At 42.6% G+C, this 16,453-nt stretch carries 11 protein-coding genes and 1 tRNA gene; 3 read left to right on the top strand and 9 right to left on the bottom strand.

Annotated features, from left to right (window positions below; translation table 11 throughout):
* Together xylB and G608_RS0105415 are read right to left on the bottom strand one after the other, a co-directional pair.
* The coding region (xylB, locus tag G608_RS0105410) for a xylulokinase (protein ID WP_026495182.1) at positions 1-1,450 on the bottom strand (1,450 nt) is incomplete at its 3' end.
* Positions 1,451-1,575: 125 nt separating this feature from the next.
* Positions 1,576-3,909, bottom strand: a complete 2,334-nt coding sequence (locus G608_RS0105415; RefSeq protein WP_026495183.1) for a putative bifunctional diguanylate cyclase/phosphodiesterase — start codon at positions 3,907-3,909, stop codon at positions 1,576-1,578.
* Between the two features lie 182 nt (positions 3,910-4,091).
* Here G608_RS0105415 and G608_RS0105420 point away from each other — a divergent pair.
* From G608_RS0105420 to G608_RS23160, 3 genes are all read left to right on the top strand, one after another.
* Positions 4,092-4,163, top strand: a tRNA-Glu gene (locus tag G608_RS0105420).
* Positions 4,164-4,599: 436 nt separating this feature from the next.
* Positions 4,600-4,821, top strand: coding sequence for a hypothetical protein (locus G608_RS19995; RefSeq protein WP_035794815.1), 222 nt, complete (start codon positions 4,600-4,602; stop codon positions 4,819-4,821).
* Positions 4,814-4,990: a hypothetical protein gene (locus G608_RS23160; protein ID WP_155833225.1), complete on the top strand. Its 177-nt coding sequence runs from the start codon at positions 4,814-4,816 to the stop codon at positions 4,988-4,990. Before G608_RS19995 ends, G608_RS23160 begins: the two co-directional genes overlap by 8 nt.
* A 136-nt stretch (positions 4,991-5,126) precedes the next feature.
* Here the strand turns inward: G608_RS23160 and G608_RS22245 are convergent, their stop codons facing one another.
* The 7 genes from G608_RS22245 to G608_RS0105470 all read right to left on the bottom strand — a co-directional run bounded on the left by G608_RS22245 (position 5,127) and on the right by G608_RS0105470 (position 16,296).
* Complete coding sequence (locus G608_RS22245; RefSeq protein WP_207637682.1) at positions 5,127-6,620, bottom strand: GGDEF domain-containing protein; 1,494 nt, start codon at positions 6,618-6,620, stop codon at positions 5,127-5,129.
* Between the two features lie 164 nt (positions 6,621-6,784).
* On the bottom strand, positions 6,785-11,326 hold the full coding sequence (locus G608_RS0105445; protein WP_026495184.1) for a PolC-type DNA polymerase III: 4,542 nt from the start codon (positions 11,324-11,326) through the stop codon (positions 6,785-6,787).
* 71 nt (positions 11,327-11,397) lie between these two features.
* Positions 11,398-12,456, bottom strand: a complete 1,059-nt coding sequence (gene ispG / locus G608_RS0105450; protein WP_035794817.1) for a flavodoxin-dependent (E)-4-hydroxy-3-methylbut-2-enyl-diphosphate synthase — start codon at positions 12,454-12,456, stop codon at positions 11,398-11,400.
* A gap of 5 nt (positions 12,457-12,461) precedes the next feature.
* Positions 12,462-13,514, bottom strand: a complete 1,053-nt coding sequence (locus tag G608_RS0105455; protein WP_026495186.1) for a M50 family metallopeptidase — start codon at positions 13,512-13,514, stop codon at positions 12,462-12,464.
* A gap of 25 nt (positions 13,515-13,539) precedes the next feature.
* The gene (locus G608_RS0105460; RefSeq protein ID WP_026495187.1) at positions 13,540-14,691 is read right to left on the bottom strand and encodes a 1-deoxy-D-xylulose-5-phosphate reductoisomerase; all 1,152 of its coding nucleotides are present in this window, start codon (positions 14,689-14,691) and stop codon (positions 13,540-13,542) included.
* A gap of 26 nt (positions 14,692-14,717) precedes the next feature.
* Positions 14,718-15,545 (bottom strand): phosphatidate cytidylyltransferase, encoded by an 828-nt coding sequence (locus G608_RS0105465; RefSeq protein WP_026495188.1) that lies wholly within the window; start codon positions 15,543-15,545, stop codon positions 14,718-14,720.
* Positions 15,546-15,567: 22 nt separating this feature from the next.
* Positions 15,568-16,296, bottom strand: coding sequence for an isoprenyl transferase (locus tag G608_RS0105470; protein WP_026495189.1), 729 nt, complete (start codon positions 16,294-16,296; stop codon positions 15,568-15,570).
* Positions 16,297-16,453: the final 157 nt, after the last annotated feature.

Here is a 16,453-nt window from a genome sequence, read left to right on the forward strand (position 1 = left end):
TATCTGCAAGTGCAGGATAGATATTCTTGAACTGCTGATATCTTGCCTCGTATTTTTCAACAAGTGCAGGATCAGGCTTCTCTGTCTTATCAACCTTAACAATAGCTGCTGCAGCTTCTACTACGCTCTTATAAGCTCCGCAGGCTACCATTGCCAGCATTGCGCCACCCATTCCGGGACCCTCTTCACATACAGGTACGTCAACCTCGATGTTGAGGATGTTAGCGATCATCTTTCTCCAAAGAGGACTCTTTGCTCCGCCGCCGCAGATCATTGTTCTCTCGGGCTTAACGCCGATGCTCTTTGCTACCTCATACATATCTCTTGTAGCAAATGCAACACCTTCAAGTACAGCCTGTGTCATATCCTCTCTTGTGGTATCCATTGTGATGCCTGTGAAGGTAGCACGTGCGTTAGGATTGTTCCAGGGAGATCTCTCACCCATAAGGTAAGGAAGGAAGAATACATGGTTCTCACCAAGCTTCTCGATACCCTTCTGCTCATCTGCATAATCCTTGGTCTTAAGGATTTCATCCATCCACCACTTGTTGCAGCTTGCTGCGCTGAGCATGCATCCCATAAGGTGGAAGGTTCCGTCTGCATGGTCAAAGGAATGAAGTGCATTGTTGCTGTCAACGGCAAAGCTGTCTGATGACATGAAAATAGTTCCGCTTGTACCGAGTGAGATGTTACATCTGTTGTTTCCAACTGTACCCGTTCCTACAGCTGCTGCCGCATTGTCACCTGCTCCTGCTGCAACTACTACGCCGCTGTTAAGGCCAAGCTCTGATGTAAGCTCTGCATTAAGCTCGCCAACCTTCTCATAGCTCTCAAAGAGCTGAGGAAGCATATCCTCTGTGATACCACAGATATCGCACATCTCCTTGGACCACTTTCTGTTCTTAACATCCAGAAGAAGCATACCTGATGCATCTGAATAATCTGTGCAGAAGGTGCCTGTGAATTTATATGCAAGATAATCCTTAGGAAGCATTATCTTCTTGATCTTTTTAAAGTTCTCAGGCTCATTTTCTTTGATCCAGAGAATCTTGGGTGCTGTGAAGCCGGCAAAGGCGATATTTGCAGTAAGGTCTGAAAGCTTATTTTTTCCGATCTCATTGTTGAGATAGTCAACCTGCTTCTGAGTTCTGCCGTCGTTCCAAAGAATTGCGGGACGGATAACGTTGTCATTCTCATCGAGGATTACAAGTCCGTGCATCTGACCGCCAAAGCTTATACCTGCAACCTGTGATTTATCTACATCCTTAAGAAGCTCCTTTAAGCCTTCAACAGCCTGAGCATACCAGTCCTCGGGCTTCTGCTCTGACCAGCCGGGCTGAGGGAAGAATAAAGGATATTCCCTTGTAGCTGTTCCGTGAATTTTGCCTGTCTCATCCATAAGGACAAGCTTAACTGATGATGTACCAAGATCTACACCTATATAAAGCATATACAACCTCCCATAACTTTATGTTTTGCCTATAGTATCTTTATCTTGTGACCATAATGCCACAATGATAATTATACTGTGTTTTTCGGGCGGATGCATTACACTTTTTGCTGATTAATCACTAATTATTGCAGAGTAATTCCATGAGTCAGGATATGTTCAAATTCATCCCTTCTTACAGGCTTGCTGATAAGATATCCCTGCATCTTGGTTATACCCATTTCGTTAAGAGCGTGGTACTGACTTTCCGTCTCAACACCAACCGCAGTCACGATTATACCCATTGCAGAAGAAAATCTCATTATAGAATCTATAAGAACCTTGGTGGCTTTGTCCGTCTCAACACCTGATATCAGATTTCTCGAGAGCTTAATGTAATTGATGCCACAATTCATAAGATAAGACAGATTGATACTGTTACCGCCAAAATCATTAAGGCTCAGTTTAAAGCCATAGTTGTGGAATGCTTCCATGGTATCTCTGGCTGAGCTTGCTGCACCCATGATCACGTTACTTGAAATATCAAGAATAATCCTGTCTGTAGTCAGGCCGTACTCTTTACTCATTTTTTCCAATGACTCAATAAACTCAGCGTCAAGAAGTTGAAGCGGTGAAAGATTTATCGTAAGCTCCAGATTTTTCCCATAGGTCTCTTTCCACTCTGCAACAGTTTCAAAAGAATCTTTTACTATCCATATTCCAAGCCTGCTCATAAGGCCACACTCTTCTGCCATAGGGATGATCTGGGCCGGGGAAATATTTTCCATATCTCCTCTAAGATGCGGGAACACTTCCACACCGATAACCTCATTGCTGTCAACATCGATCTGGGGCTGAAAATGCAGAATATAGTCCTTCTCCGGAATAGAATTGGCTATTGTTTTACTTATGAATTGAGCCTTGGAAATCTCATTTATCATCCTCTTGTCAAAGAACTTGTATCCATCCTTGTTGGCGCTCCTTTTTACATCATACATTGCATTATCAGCGTAATTGATCAGTAGCTCGTAGCTTTCCAGGCAATCATCGGGATATATTGCTATCCCTATGCTGGCGGACAGATTAAAAATATAATTATCGTGAATTATTGACTGATTAAAAAGTGCCCTGATATTGTCAGCAGCAACCTCTATTTCCTCATGGCTCTTAACATTTTTAAGGCAGATCAAAAATTCATCGCCGCCCATTCTGAAAGAAGTATATTTCTCGGGAAGAGAATTTAGTCTTTTACCGATTTCTATAAGAACATTGTCACCCATCTCGTGACCATAAGTATCATTAATGGGTTTGAAGTGATTCAGATCAGCACAAAAAACAGCATAGGTTTTTCTTTCTGTTTTTGCCTCGTTGTGAATTTTCTCAAGAATTTCCACCGCTGATCTTCTGTTATATAATCCTGTCAGCATATCGGTGGATGACAACGTAACAAGCTGATCATTTGCGCTTTGAAGGTCCTTGGTTTTTTCCTTGATGCGCTCTTCAAGTACAGCATTCTGTTCCCTTTGCTGTAGTATCAGTTCCTCATTCAGATGTGATGAATGAAGCACGTAATTGGTAATAAGGTACGACATAAAGGTGATCAAAATAAACATGCCAAGTGTCTGGGTAAGAATGCCTGTCATTATGAACCCGACATCAATAAACATGAATATAACTATCAGGAAAAATCTTCTTTTGGTACCTTTACCGGTAAAATCCCTTTCAATAAATTCGAAATCGTACTTCTTACATATCTGAATGGTTGTCCCCACGCACATAAAAATCATGGTAAGAACATATAACAAATTTGCATAATCATTTTCCGCATCATGACCAAGCGCTCGCATGAAATCATACTCAAGATCAAGCACTGCATAGCCAATTATTCCAATATTGGTAATGACAGTTCCCCTGTGGATATTCTTAGTTCCGATTCGGATAAGGAGCCCTAAATCCATCATTATTATGTAAAAACTAATGAAGAAAAATATAAGCTCTTTCCAATGAGCTCCGCTATGACCCGGACCTGCTACAATCACGTGAAATCTATAGATCATAACAAACCCGCATATAGAAAAACACAGGGTGTTAGCCATAAGAAACGCTATTTCTGTTCCTTTCCCTTTCAGCATGGAAAGCATGTAAATAGATATGCACATAGCAAAACATGCATCAGGTAACAGGTAGATATCGTTTGTGAGTGCCATTAAGGCATCGTAATTCTCTGAATAAAAATCCGCATACAAATAGATAACATCGGCGACAAACCAGATGGCCATACCTACAGCCATGGCAACAGTGGACCATTTGAAGGGCCCAAGCCGTGGAATCTCAGACAAAAGAAGAATAAAGACCAAAGCCACGGTAACCGGCGACAGCAGATCCATCAGATAATCATTGCCCATTACCGTACTAACAAAATAGCTGACAAAAGAAATTGCTATAAGAACTACCAGCGATTTTTCTAATTTATTAAGCATATCTCATCGCTCCTCGTGTGTGTAAGAAAACGCATAACTGCGCGGGATTCATAAGACGAAAATGCTACAAAATAATTATACCACATAATTTTTTTAATTTTTTTCAAAAAAGTACTTGCATTATTTTTTAACTTGTAATAATATAATCAAGTCGCCAAACGAAAGGCGAAACAAAAGAACATGGCTCGTTGGTCAAGCGGCTAAGACGCTGCCCTCTCACGGCAGAATCAGCGGTTCGATTCCGCTACGAGCTACTGACTGTGTAAACAGCCCAACCCTGTAACTCCAGACGCCAAGCGCGTTTCGGAGTTTTTTATTTTCTCTGAAAATCTTCAAATTCTCCCAGTTAAACCGGAGTTAAACTGAAGGGTTTCAAAGATGTTTATTTTAAGGGGAATTCTCGCGATAGATAAATCATGTTTAAAGAAAAATGCCATCTCTTCTATCAAAAAGGGATGGCATTCATTATCTGCTGGCGCTTATGCTCAGCATTTCTTCTGCTATAATAATAGTACTTTCTCGTGGTGGTTATATCAGAATGTCCCATCTAACACATTACAAGTGAATCCTCCACATTAGCATCAAGTAAGCCTTTATTAAGCTATAGCTATTTTTAGCACAATAAAAATGATATAATAGCGTTGTCTATACAAGTGGTGGGGACTACTAGAATAGAAAGGAAATTGTTATATGAGTAATAGAGAAAGAGCTTTAGAGCTTCTTGAGCAGATACCTGATGATAAGCTTTTTTATATCATTGGTATCATGGAAGGAGCGTTGATCCCTGATAGCAGTCTCGACGCTTCGATTGATGAATCAATAGCTATATCTGAAAAAGAAATCGAGGAAGGTGCTGACTTGATTCCATTTGATGATGCATTTGCCGCTTTGAAGGAGAAATATTTTGGATAATTACGAAATAGTTATGACTCCCAGAGCTCACTTCGAATTAGAAGAAGCATTTGTCGCTATATTAGAACTATCAGCCAGTCTTGATATTGCTGAAAACTATGTTGATTCTATCCACTGTAATCTACCGTATCAACGAGCAGGCACTTCAAATTCAAATAATGGCTATTAAACCTTCATCAATTAAATAATTCATCAAAAGACAGGTTTGATTTACCTTTTTGGTAATACGAACCTGTTTCTTATTGGACGCTCGGCACTTATCATTATGTCACCTGCTTTGCGGGCAACCTTCATTATTTCTTCAATCACTGTTCTAATCCTTTCAAAACCTGCTCTTCGGCGCGTCCAATAACACCTGAAACATCCTTATCATTTTCATCATATACAGACATACCGATGGATACCTGATATCTGTGCCAGGGATTATTATCTCCGTTCTCAATTGATTTACCAAATACATCTGAAAGCTCAGCCATGAGTTCCTCACGCTCATAGAAGTCTCTGCCCGCTATTACAACTGCAAATTCAGTTGCTTTAGCTCTGTATACCTGTGAGTTTATGAACACTCCGCAAATTAACTTACATGCTCCTAAAATATACTCATCACCCTTGTCCTGGCCATACTTTTCGTTTATCTCATCAACATTTTTCAGCCTTACCAAAACTATTCCGAAACCGGCTGCTCCATGTTTAATATCCATATTCAGAGATTCTATTGATTTCTCAAAAGCAGCCTTGTTCTTTACACGAGTGAGAGGATCCTGAACCTGAGAAATCATATTTTCCACAGTATGTTTTTTGGTAATTACCCTGTTTTTACCACTGTGTTTTCCAAGATACAGCTTTTCATCGGCATCACGAATAGTATCAAAGACTTTTTTACCAGCAGAAGATGACACTCCAAAGGTCATCGTAACTTTGAAATGCGTGCCTTCATGCTCAAAATCACGCTGTTCAATCTCTTTTCTGATTTTCTCCAAGAACTCAAAGGCATCGGGGATTTCTGATGTTTTCCCAACAAACAAAAATTCCTCACCGCCCCATCTGCAGCATAGTGCTCCTCTATCCGATAGAATTTCGCCCACACTTTTAAGGACATAGTCCCCACAGTTATGGCCATAGGTATCATTAACCTTTTTAAAATCGTCTATGTCGGAAATCGCTATCCAATATTCATCATTTTTACGTTGTAACTTTTCCAGGTGATTGGTCAGATAATATCTGTTGGGAAGTCCGGTGAGTTTGTCATGAGACAGCTGATATTCCAACTGTTCTTCTGATTTGTTGGCTATAATAACCAAAAACTGCAGGACGAACATAGTAATCACAAAAACAATAACTCCCCACAGCAATGAAAGCCAAAATTCAGCTTTCGCAGGAAGCACATAAGGCGCGGGATGAAAATGCAGATACACATATACGAAAAGATAAAAAAACATTCCCAATATGCACATCGGCATCATACGAACATATTTTATTTTCAGGGTTCTGCCGGTGTATTCGGCAAAAAACGCCAGAACATTCATGCCTATAAGGGTAATCTGAAACCCACTGCCCCAACCGGTAAGCAGCGCTGCTAGCACCATATGAGCAACCACTTCAAGATATACTGCCACAGCATAGAACTGCAGCCACTCCTTATACACAACGAAGAGCATAACAATATAAAAGCTAATACTGAACACATTAAACTTAGCCATGGGCGTAACACCGCACTGAATAAAAATCATGATCATAAGTACATGTATCAATAAAAAGCAGATTGCCATACCCCAAGCGGTCACCTTGGCTCTTTTCATATTCATGAACATATTGACTCAATGCCCCCTAAATCATGTCATTGCTTTTAGTGAACAGATTTATTATCAAAATATCGTAATATTAGTATACTATCGATTAAGTAATATGCTCAAATTAAAGATTTGTAAAATACTTGGTTACAGCTTTCAGTTTCTATATACAATCACCCCTTCATGAAATCAAAGATACTTATCTGGTTTGATTCGGGAATATCTCCAAGCAGACCCATGTTTGCCATCTTTTCTACTACTGCCTGAGGGCACTTGGTACGCTGTCTGAAATCATCCCTGGAAATGAAAGGACCATCCTTTGCTGCTTCGACGATCTGATCCGCAGCTTTTTCACCAAGGCCGTCTATACTTACAAGGCTGGGCATGATCTTATCTCCAAATACCTGGAAGGATCTGGATGCAGCCTTGAAGATGTCTATAGGCATAACCTCTATGCCTCGCTCATACATCTCCTCAGCAAGTCTCATAGCAGCAAGCTCGTTCTGCTCAGCATTAGTCATGGCATCGCCTTTACTTCTGTAGGTGTTCATCCACATATGAAGAGTGCCCTCTCCCTGGAACATGTGCTCGTAGCTGAGAGCCTTTGCTCTGATTGAAAACCATGCTGCGTAAAATGCCTGAGGCACATATACCTTAAAGTATGCTATACGCCAAGCCATCATAACGTAAGCTGCAGCGTGAGCCTTAGGGAACATGTACTTGATCTTCTTACAGGACCAGATGTACCAGTCAGGTACCCCTGCCTCGATCATGGCATTTTCCATATCGGGAGTAAGTCCCTTACCTTTACGAACCGACTCCATGGTCTTAAAGGAAAGTGACTTGTCCATGCCCTTCTGAATCAGGTAAATCATGATATCGTCACGACAGCAGATACAGGTATCGATGGTAGCTTTTCCCTCCTGAATCAGTGTCTGCGCGTTACCCAGCCATACGTCGGTTCCGTGGGACAGACCTGAAATTCTGATAAGGTGAGACAGTGACGACGGCGATGCGTCGATAACCATCTGCATAGCGAAGTCTGTACCAAACTCAGGAAGTCCAAGGCATCCAAGCTTTGTTCCACCAATCTGATCCGGAGTGATATTAAGGGACTCCGTGTTCATGAAAAGCTTCATTACATTCTTATCATCAAGAGGCACTGTCTTGGGATCAAGTCCTGTGCAGTCCTGCAGGAATCTTATCATGGTAGGATCATCATGACCCAGAATATCAAGCTTTAGCAGGTTGTGGTCGATGGAGTGATAATCGTAGTGTGTGGTGATGGTAGCCGTAGTCATATCGTTAGCGGGATGCTGAACCGGTGTGAATGAGTTGATATCCTCACCCACAGGCAAAACTATGATACCGCCGGGATGCTGACCCGTACCTCTTCTGATACCGATACAGCCCTGGGTTATTCTGTCTATCTCACATCTTCTCTTGGCTGCGCCTATTCCGTCATAATATTTTTTTACAAAGCCGTAGGCTGTCTTATCCGCAAGACCGGCTATGGTTCCGGCACGGAAGGTCTGTCCGTAACCAAAAATTACCTCCGTATATTTATGAGCCTTGGACTGATACTCACCGGAAAAGTTAAGGTCGATATCAGGCTCCTTATCACCCTTAAATCCAAGGAAGGTCTCGAAAGGAATATCGAAACCGTCCTTATTCATCATGTGACCGCACTTGGGACACTTTTTATCAGGCATATCGCATCCGGAATTACCGCCGTATTTAAGCACGTCCTCCGAATCAAAATCACTGTATTTGCACTTAGGGCACACATAGTGAGGTGAAAGCGAATTAACCTCAGTTATACCCGAAGCAAAGGCAACGAAGGATGAACCTACGGAACCACGGGAACCAACCAGGTATCCATCCTCGACTGATTTCCAAACCAGCTTCTGAGCAATGATATACATAACCGCGAAACCGTTCTTAATGATTGAGTTAAGCTCTCTCTCAAGTCTCTCCTCAACTATTGCAGGCAGGTTTTCACCGTAAATCTCATGAGCCTTGTCATAGCAGATCCTTGTAAGGATTCCGTCACTGTCTTCGATGACAGGAGGACACTTATCGGGTCTTACAGGAGATATACTGTCACATCTTTTAAGAATATCCCTTGTATTATCTATTACCACCTCTTTGGCCTTAGCCGCGCCAAGGTAATCAAATTCCTTAAGCATCTCGGCAGTTGTACGCACAAAAAGCGGAGCCGGGGTCTCTTCATTCATACCCTTTCCGGCCATAATAACGGTTCTGTATATCTCATCGTCAGGATTAAGAAAATGCGCATCGCAGGTAGCTACAACAGGCTTACCGTACTGCTCACCAAGACGAACTATTCTCTTATTAACTTCTCTTATATCATCATCCGAATTGATGGTCTCATATCTCTCGGATTCCACCATGAAATGGTTATTGGCAACAGGCTGAATCTCAAGATAATCATAGAAGTTTACTATCTTTGCTATCTCCTGATCATCTCTGTCCTCAACAACAGCGCCGTACAGCTCACCTGCACAGCAGGCGGAACCGATGATAAGTCCCTCTCTGTACTTCATCAGCTCGCTCTTAGGTATACGAGGAAATCTGCTGAAGTAATCAAGATGTGACTTACTTACCAAGGTGTAGAGATTAACTCTTCCTATGGTATTTTTAGCCAGAATGATTACATGATGGGTGCGCAGATGCTTTACAATCTCAGGATTGGATGCACCAAGGGCGTTGACCTTGGTGAGGTCGTCCGCCTGCTCCTGCTCCATCATAGGCATAAACTTAAGGAAAATCTTAGCTGTACACTCAGCATCGTCAACAGCTCTGTGATGGTGTTCATTCACAACTCCGAGGGTCTTACAAAGAGCATCCAGGTTATGCTTAGCCTGTCTAGGGAAAAAGGCTCTGGATAATCCCATGGTATCCACTGTCGTATAATCAACGTCTATGCCCAGCTGTCTGCAGTTTTCATTGATAAAGCTGATATCAAAACCAACGTTATGACCAACAAGAATACATCCCTCACAGAACTCCACAAATCTTGGGACAATCTCATCTCTTGTGGGGCAGCCGATAACCATCTCATCGGTGATACTGGTGAGTTTTGTAATGTTAAAAGGTATGGGTTCTCCGGGATCAATGAATTCCGAAAAACGATCCAGAATCTGACCATCCTTAAGCTTAACTGCACCTATCTCAATGATCTTATTTTTCTTGGGAGAAAATCCGGTGGTCTCAATATCAAAGACTACAAAGGTGCTGCCTTCGATTTTCTGCCCCTTATTGTTAATAACAATCTCTTTAAGGTCATCGACAAGATAACCCTCTACGCCCTGAACAACCTTAAAGAAATCCTGTCTGTCGGGACGCTTTTCTCCTGCTTCCTTGCGCTTCCCTGATTCTGCCTTCCACAGATCCTCCCAGGCATGATTGGCATCTGTAAGGGCCTGCACAACACCGTGGTCTGTAATGGCGATACCCGGCATACCCCATTTATATGCCTGTTTAATAATATCCTTAACCTCGGATACACCGTCCATATCACTCATTTTGGTGTGGCAGTGGAGCTCAACTCTCTTAACTTCCTCTTCGTCCACGCGCTTGGTTGTAAAATCAGGCACCTTACGAATTCCGGCTATACTCTGAATCGTAACCTCGTGGTCGAATTTATCCACCATGGCAATTCCCTTGATCTTCAGGAATGCACCCTTTTTGATATCCTGCTCCAGTTCAGGAACATTCTCCATTTTCGCAAAAAGTTTGGCGGTGATAGTGTCCGTGTAGTCAGTAATGGCAAACATGAGAATGGCCTTTTCGCCCTTTATCTCTCTCTTGTCGTAGCTGATAACCTGACCTCTTACGGTAACTTCGCCCATTTCTCCGACAATCTCTTCCATAGGCATAGCTTCATCTTCAAAGTCTCTGCCGTAAATAACATTGGGATCATCGGATCTCTTAAAGCTGCCGCCCTGATTCTTTTTAAAGAACTTACCGCTTGAACCTGCGCCAAACTTACTGCCCTTGGAAGCTGTGGCATCTCCGCCCTGGAACTTACTCTTTTCAGCGGGCTTTTGCTCCTTCGGCTTGCTCTCTGCCGCCTTTTCCTTGGCTTCCTTTTCGTGCTTTTTATCAGACTTCTCCTCGGACAGCTCGAGCTTCTGAACAAGCTTCATGGTCTCCTTGGTATAATCGTGTTCCTTTTTCTTAGCCTCGGCTTCCTTATAGCGGACATCCATTCTTACAGCAAAACCGCAGCGTTCATTCAGGATTTTCTCAAGAATGCGCTGTATGTCTGCTGCCTTTTTCTCCGCGATAACAGATTCCTCCAGCACAAGAACAACCTTGTCGCTCTCGGGGAACTCGAAGTCCGCAGTTTTTAAGACCGTATATTCTATTGGATCGTAATTCTTGAATTCCAGCATGATGCTGTCCTTGTACATCTCAAGAAGGTTCTTGGGAGTGTACTGGGCAGATAGGAAAAACCTCTCGTAGATTTTAACTGTGAGATTGGTTTCCTTAAACAGCTGCTTCTTGATCTCCTTCTCCGCCTTTATGACCTTTGCCTTGTCAATCAGACGGTTACTGGATAAATAGATACGTACGAGATCCTTTTTCTGAGTGGTTGAAATCTTTTCCACCTGAACATCCGCTAATTCTTCTTTTGTGTTTTTATCTAATTCAAGTGTGGCAAACACTTCAAGAAATGGTTTTCTCATACGTCAAATCTCTTTCTATAATATAAACACACTTCGAAGATTCAAAAGAGTCTCCGAAGTGATTATGATCGTTAATCGTTCCAATGAACGAGTTCTTCTCTGAGGGTATTTATCAGCTCTGCCTCAGGAACCTTCTTAACTATCTCGCCGCGCTTAATGAGAAGTCCCTCACCTACGCCGCCAGCGATTCCTATATCAGCTTCCTTGGCTTCTCCCGGTCCGTTTACCGCACAGCCCATAACTGCCACCTTGATATCCAAGGGGAATTCCTGAACCATCTTCTCAACCTGATTTGCCAGTCCGATAAGGTCTATCTTGGTTCTTCCGCAGGTAGGACAGGATACGACTTCTATTCCGCCCTTTCTGAGGCCAAGAGTCTTAAGGATCATCTTTGCTGTCCTTATCTCCTCTGTAGGGTCACCGGAGAGTGAAACTCTTATGGTATCACCTATACCCTCGTTCAAAATAATTCCAAGTCCGATTGAAGACTTTATATTGCCGCCATAAAGTGTACCGGCCTCTGTAATTCCAACATGAAGAGGATAATTTGTTTTCTCAGCAAGCTTTCTGTGGGCATCCACGCAAAGCATTACATTGGAGGATTTAATACTAATTACAAGATTGTCGTAATCAAAATCCTCAATTATGCGAACCTTATCAAGAGCACTCTCAACAAGACCCTCAGCAGTAACTCCGCCGTATTTCTCAACAAGATTTTTCTCAAGAGAGCCGCTGTTTACACCGACTCTGATGGGAATATTTCTTTCCTTAGCAGTCTTAACGACTGCTTCTATTCTGTCATTTGATCCGATATTACCGGGATTGATTCTGATCTTATCAGCGCCATTTTCCATGGCAGCGATAGCCATCTTGTAATCAAAATGAATATCAGCAACAAGCGGAATATGGATTCTCTCTTTTATTTTCTTAATTGCATCTGCTGCTTCCTGATTAGGAACGGTGCATCTTACAATATCACAGCCTGCTGCCTCAAGGGCAAGGATCTGCGCTACTGTCGCTTCCACATCCTCAGTAGGTGTATTTGTCATGGACTGAATCATTATGGGATTACCGCCACCGATGACCTTGTTACCTATATGAACAACCTTAGTATTATCACGATATGCCATATCTATTACCTCATGAATTTTGAAACATCATTGATGACTACAACCACCATAAATGCCAGTAGCACAACCATTCCCACAAGGTGGACCATACCCTCTTTATCTCTCGGTACGGGTTTACCTCTCACAACTTCGATGAACTGGAATATAAGTCTTCCGCCATCAAGCGCAGGAAAAGGAAGAAGGTTCATAACTCCCAGGTTAACCGAGAGAAGTATCGCCAGCTCCAGCATGGTAAGAACAACTGACCATACACCGTAGGGGCTGACTGCCTCATAGGTATCATCCACTATTTTGACCATTCCCACAGGACCGGAAACATCATTAAGTGATAATTTACCCTGAACAAGAAGTGCAAGGCTCCTGTAGGTAGTCTTAAGATAATACCAGACATCATACCATGCGTAAGGAACAACCTGAGCTGCACTTACACGCTCGTATTTACCCATATAGAGTCCCATGAAGTAACGACCTGCCTCGCTGTCATAACGAGGGATCAGATCAGTACTGCTCTCCTGACCGTCTCGCTCATATACGATGTGCATGGGGCCACCCTGACTGAACTGTGAAATAAGTGTAACCTCTGATGCAAGATGAATGCGCTCACCGTTTATGGAAACAATGGTATCGCCCTCCATAAGTCCTGCATCAGCTGCAGCTGAGTCCTCTGTAAGTCCTGCCACAACAGGAAAAGCCCAGCTGGAATTTGCCACAACGATAATAGCCAGTATCATGGCTGTTATGAAGTTGAAAAACGGACCGCCGAACAATACTGCTATTCTTGCCCAAACATTGGCGTTGGGGAAGGAACGCTCGTCGAATTCCTGCTTTTCTGCGTCTATTACATCCTCACCTTCAAAAACACAGGCACCACCGATAGGCAAAAGCCTGATGCTGTAGGTTGTCTCCCCTTTTTTCTTTTTCCATAACACAGGTCCCATTCCGATAAAGAACTCAAGAACTCTTATTCCGTTTGCCTTGGCAATAAGGAAATGCCCCAGCTCATGGGTAGTCACAAGGACACAGAAGATTATGAAAAAAATTATCAAACTAACTAACATATTGTAAAAAATGCCTCCCGCTAAATTACAGCTTTAAATCCTTAAGATAAGCATAGGTCCATGCCTCTGCCTCAAGAATCTCCTCGAGATCAGGATTTTCGATCTTGTTGTGATGCTCCATGGCATCGGTAATCATGTCATAAATATCAAGGAAACGAATTTCTCTTGCTATAAACTTCTTAACTGCCATTTCGTTGGCCGCGTTAAATACTGTAGGCATACTTCCGCCTTCTCTTGCAGCTTCGTAAGCAAGAGCCAGACCCTTAAAGGTATCTGTATCAGGCTTTTCAAAGGTTATACTTGCAAGCTCAAAGAAATCAAGTCTCTTCTCATTCATGGGCCTTCTGTCAGGATAGAAAAGTGCGTACTGAATAGGAAGCTTCATATCCGGAACACCAAGCTCTGCCATGATGGCGCCGTCAACAAACTGCACCATAGAATGTATTATACTCTGAGGCTGTACAATAACCTGGATTTTATCAAGATCTGTTCCAAAGAGCCATTTAGCCTCCATAACCTCAAGTCCCTTATTAACAAGAGAAGCTGAATCTATGGTAACCTTAGGTCCCATATCCCAGTTAGGATGCTTTAAGGCATCATCCACTGTCATATTAACAAGCTCTTCGCGCTTCTTTCCTCTAAAAGGACCGCCAGAAGCTGTAAGAAGAATCTTTTCGATTTTATCTGCAGGCTCTCCGTTCAGAGACTGGAAAATAGCACTGTGCTCACTGTCCACAGGAAGAATTTTTACGTTGTTCTTCGCTGCAAGGGGCATGATGATATGTCCCGCTGTAACAAGAGTCTCTTTATTTGCCAGGGCTATATCCTTACCACTCTCGATAGCCGCAATCGTAGGACGAATTCCGATCATACCTACAACAGCCGTAAGAACCGTGTCTGCTTCAGGTACGGAAACCATCTCAACGAGTCCTTCCATTCCTGAAAGCACCTTTGTGGGCACATCGGCAATCTTAACCCTAAGCTCCTCGGCTGCCTTTTCATCAAACATTGCAACGTACTTAGGCTGAAACTCCCTTACCTGCTTTTCAACCATATCAACGCTTCTGTTTGCTGCGATACCGACAACCTTAAGCTCGTCAGGGTTAGCTCTTACAACGTCAAGAGTCTGGGTTCCAATAGAACCTGTAGAACCTAAAAGAACAATTTTTCTTCCCATTAACAATTACCTCTTACTAACTAAAATCAAACATTAAGCAGCATAGTTGCCATAAAGTATATCACCGGAGTGATGAAAATTACGCTGTCAAATCTGTCCATTATACCGCCATGGCCAGGAATCAGATTTCCATAGTCCTTGATATCATGATCTCTCTTTATTCCGGATGCGATAAGATCTCCTATCTGTGAAAGCGCGCCTGCCACAAGAGTGATTGCCATAAAAGCAATAACCTCACGACTAACAGCCGCAGATCCCGTATTCACTGCATAAACATATCCAAATACAGCGCCTGCAACTACGCTTCCTGCAATGCCGCCGATAGCACCCTCAATGGTCTTCTTCGGAGAAAGCTTCGGACAAAGCTTGTGCTTACCGAAGGCTCTTCCTGCGAAGTACGCAAAGGTATCACATATCCATGCTATAAAAGGAAGCCATGCAAGATACTGTCCGTTTGGCATGATCCTCAAAAGATATATGAACGAGAGCATAACCGGCGCATACACAAATGAAAATACCGCTGCAATAAGCTGTTTTGAATGATACTTAGGAAAAGTGAAAACAAATACAATCGCTTCAGCAAAAAACAAAAACATCAAGGTCATGACAAGATACTTCATGTCACCGCCAAAGGCTATCGTAAGAGCATAATAAGCTATAACAGCTATCAGCCCAAGTATCTCAATAATATTCAGTTCCTTTTTTCCATCACCTACACCAAGTGCAGATACCAGTTCATGATATCCCACCAGTGAAACAAACAAGAGAACACCGGCTGTCACATACCCTCCGCAAAGAAGTGTCGCTGCAAGAAGCACAACCAGAACAGCTCCGCTCACTACTCTCGTCTTCATAAATACACAATTCTCCCTGATTTTATTTTGATTCCGTATCCTTCAGGCCGCCGAATTTTCTGTTACGACCTGCATAGGCATCAACTGCCTTCTGTAATTCTTCCTTATCAAAATCGGGCCAAGCAATATCAGTGTAGTAAAACTCTGTGTAAGCACACTGCCACAAAAGGAAGTTACTAAGTCTCTGCTCACCGCAGGTACGGATAAGCAGATCAGGATCAGGCAGATTGCCTGTATCAAGCTTCTTAGAAATCATCTCTTCCGTAATATCCTCCGGGGAGAGATTTCCGTCTTTACATTCAGCTGCTATATTTCTTACGGCGCGCACAATCTCATCACGGCTGCCGTAATTGATAGCTATAGTAAAGGTAAGTCCGGTATTACCTGCTGTAGCGGTTTCAAGCTCGTTAATAGCCTCTATGATATCCTCTGAGAGACGTGAACGCTCTCCTATAACCTGACAGCGAACATTGTTCTTCATGGATTTCTTGATACTGGTCTTTAAGTACTGACGAAGGATTTTCATCAGTGCAGCAACCTCTGTCTCAGGCCTGTTCCAGTTCTCTGTGGAAAAAGCATACACTGTCAGATATTTAATACCCATATCTCTGGCAACAACCAGGATGTCTTCGACAGCCTTTGCTCCCTGCATATGTCCATAGTTTCTGGGCATGCCCTTGGCCTTTGCCCAACGTCCGTTGCCGTCAAGAATTATCGCTACATGTTCCGGAATCTTACTCATTTCTTCCATATTCGTATTCCTATCTTTTTAATTAATTTACAAGTTCCATTCTTAGGATTGTTTTATCACACAGAAACTTCTAACGTATTTCCTATATGATAAAAGTCAGAGCCTGTGATGTCCCCACAGGCTCCAACATTGTTTATTATTTAGTACTGATAATAAT

It is taken from the genome of Butyrivibrio sp. WCD3002 (genome assembly GCF_000424265.1).
Classification (GTDB): domain Bacteria; phylum Bacillota; class Clostridia; order Lachnospirales; family Lachnospiraceae; genus Butyrivibrio.

Bases quoted from the DNA above. Each gene is read 5' to 3' on its own strand.
- G608_RS0105460 (WP_026495187.1), bottom strand. From the start codon at position 14,691: ATGGGAAGAAAAATTGTTCTTTTAGGTTCTACAGGTTCTATTGGAACC.
- G608_RS0105455 (WP_026495186.1), bottom strand. From the start codon at position 13,514: ATGTTAGTTAGTTTGATAATTTTTTTCATAATCTTCTGTGTCCTTGTG.
- G608_RS19995 (WP_035794815.1), top strand. From the start codon at position 4,600: ATGAGTAATAGAGAAAGAGCTTTAGAGCTTCTTGAGCAGATACCTGAT.
- G608_RS0105415 (WP_026495183.1), bottom strand. From the start codon at position 3,909: ATGCTTAATAAATTAGAAAAATCGCTGGTAGTTCTTATAGCAATTTCT.
- G608_RS0105445 (WP_026495184.1), bottom strand. From the start codon at position 11,326: ATGAGAAAACCATTTCTTGAAGTGTTTGCCACACTTGAATTAGATAAA.
- G608_RS0105465 (WP_026495188.1), bottom strand. From the start codon at position 15,545: ATGAAGACGAGAGTAGTGAGCGGAGCTGTTCTGGTTGTGCTTCTTGCA.
- G608_RS22245 (WP_207637682.1), bottom strand. From the start codon at position 6,620: ATGAAAAGAGCCAAGGTGACCGCTTGGGGTATGGCAATCTGCTTTTTA.
- G608_RS0105470 (WP_026495189.1), bottom strand. From the start codon at position 16,296: ATGGAAGAAATGAGTAAGATTCCGGAACATGTAGCGATAATTCTTGAC.
- ispG (WP_035794817.1), bottom strand. From the start codon at position 12,456: ATGGCATATCGTGATAATACTAAGGTTGTTCATATAGGTAACAAGGTC.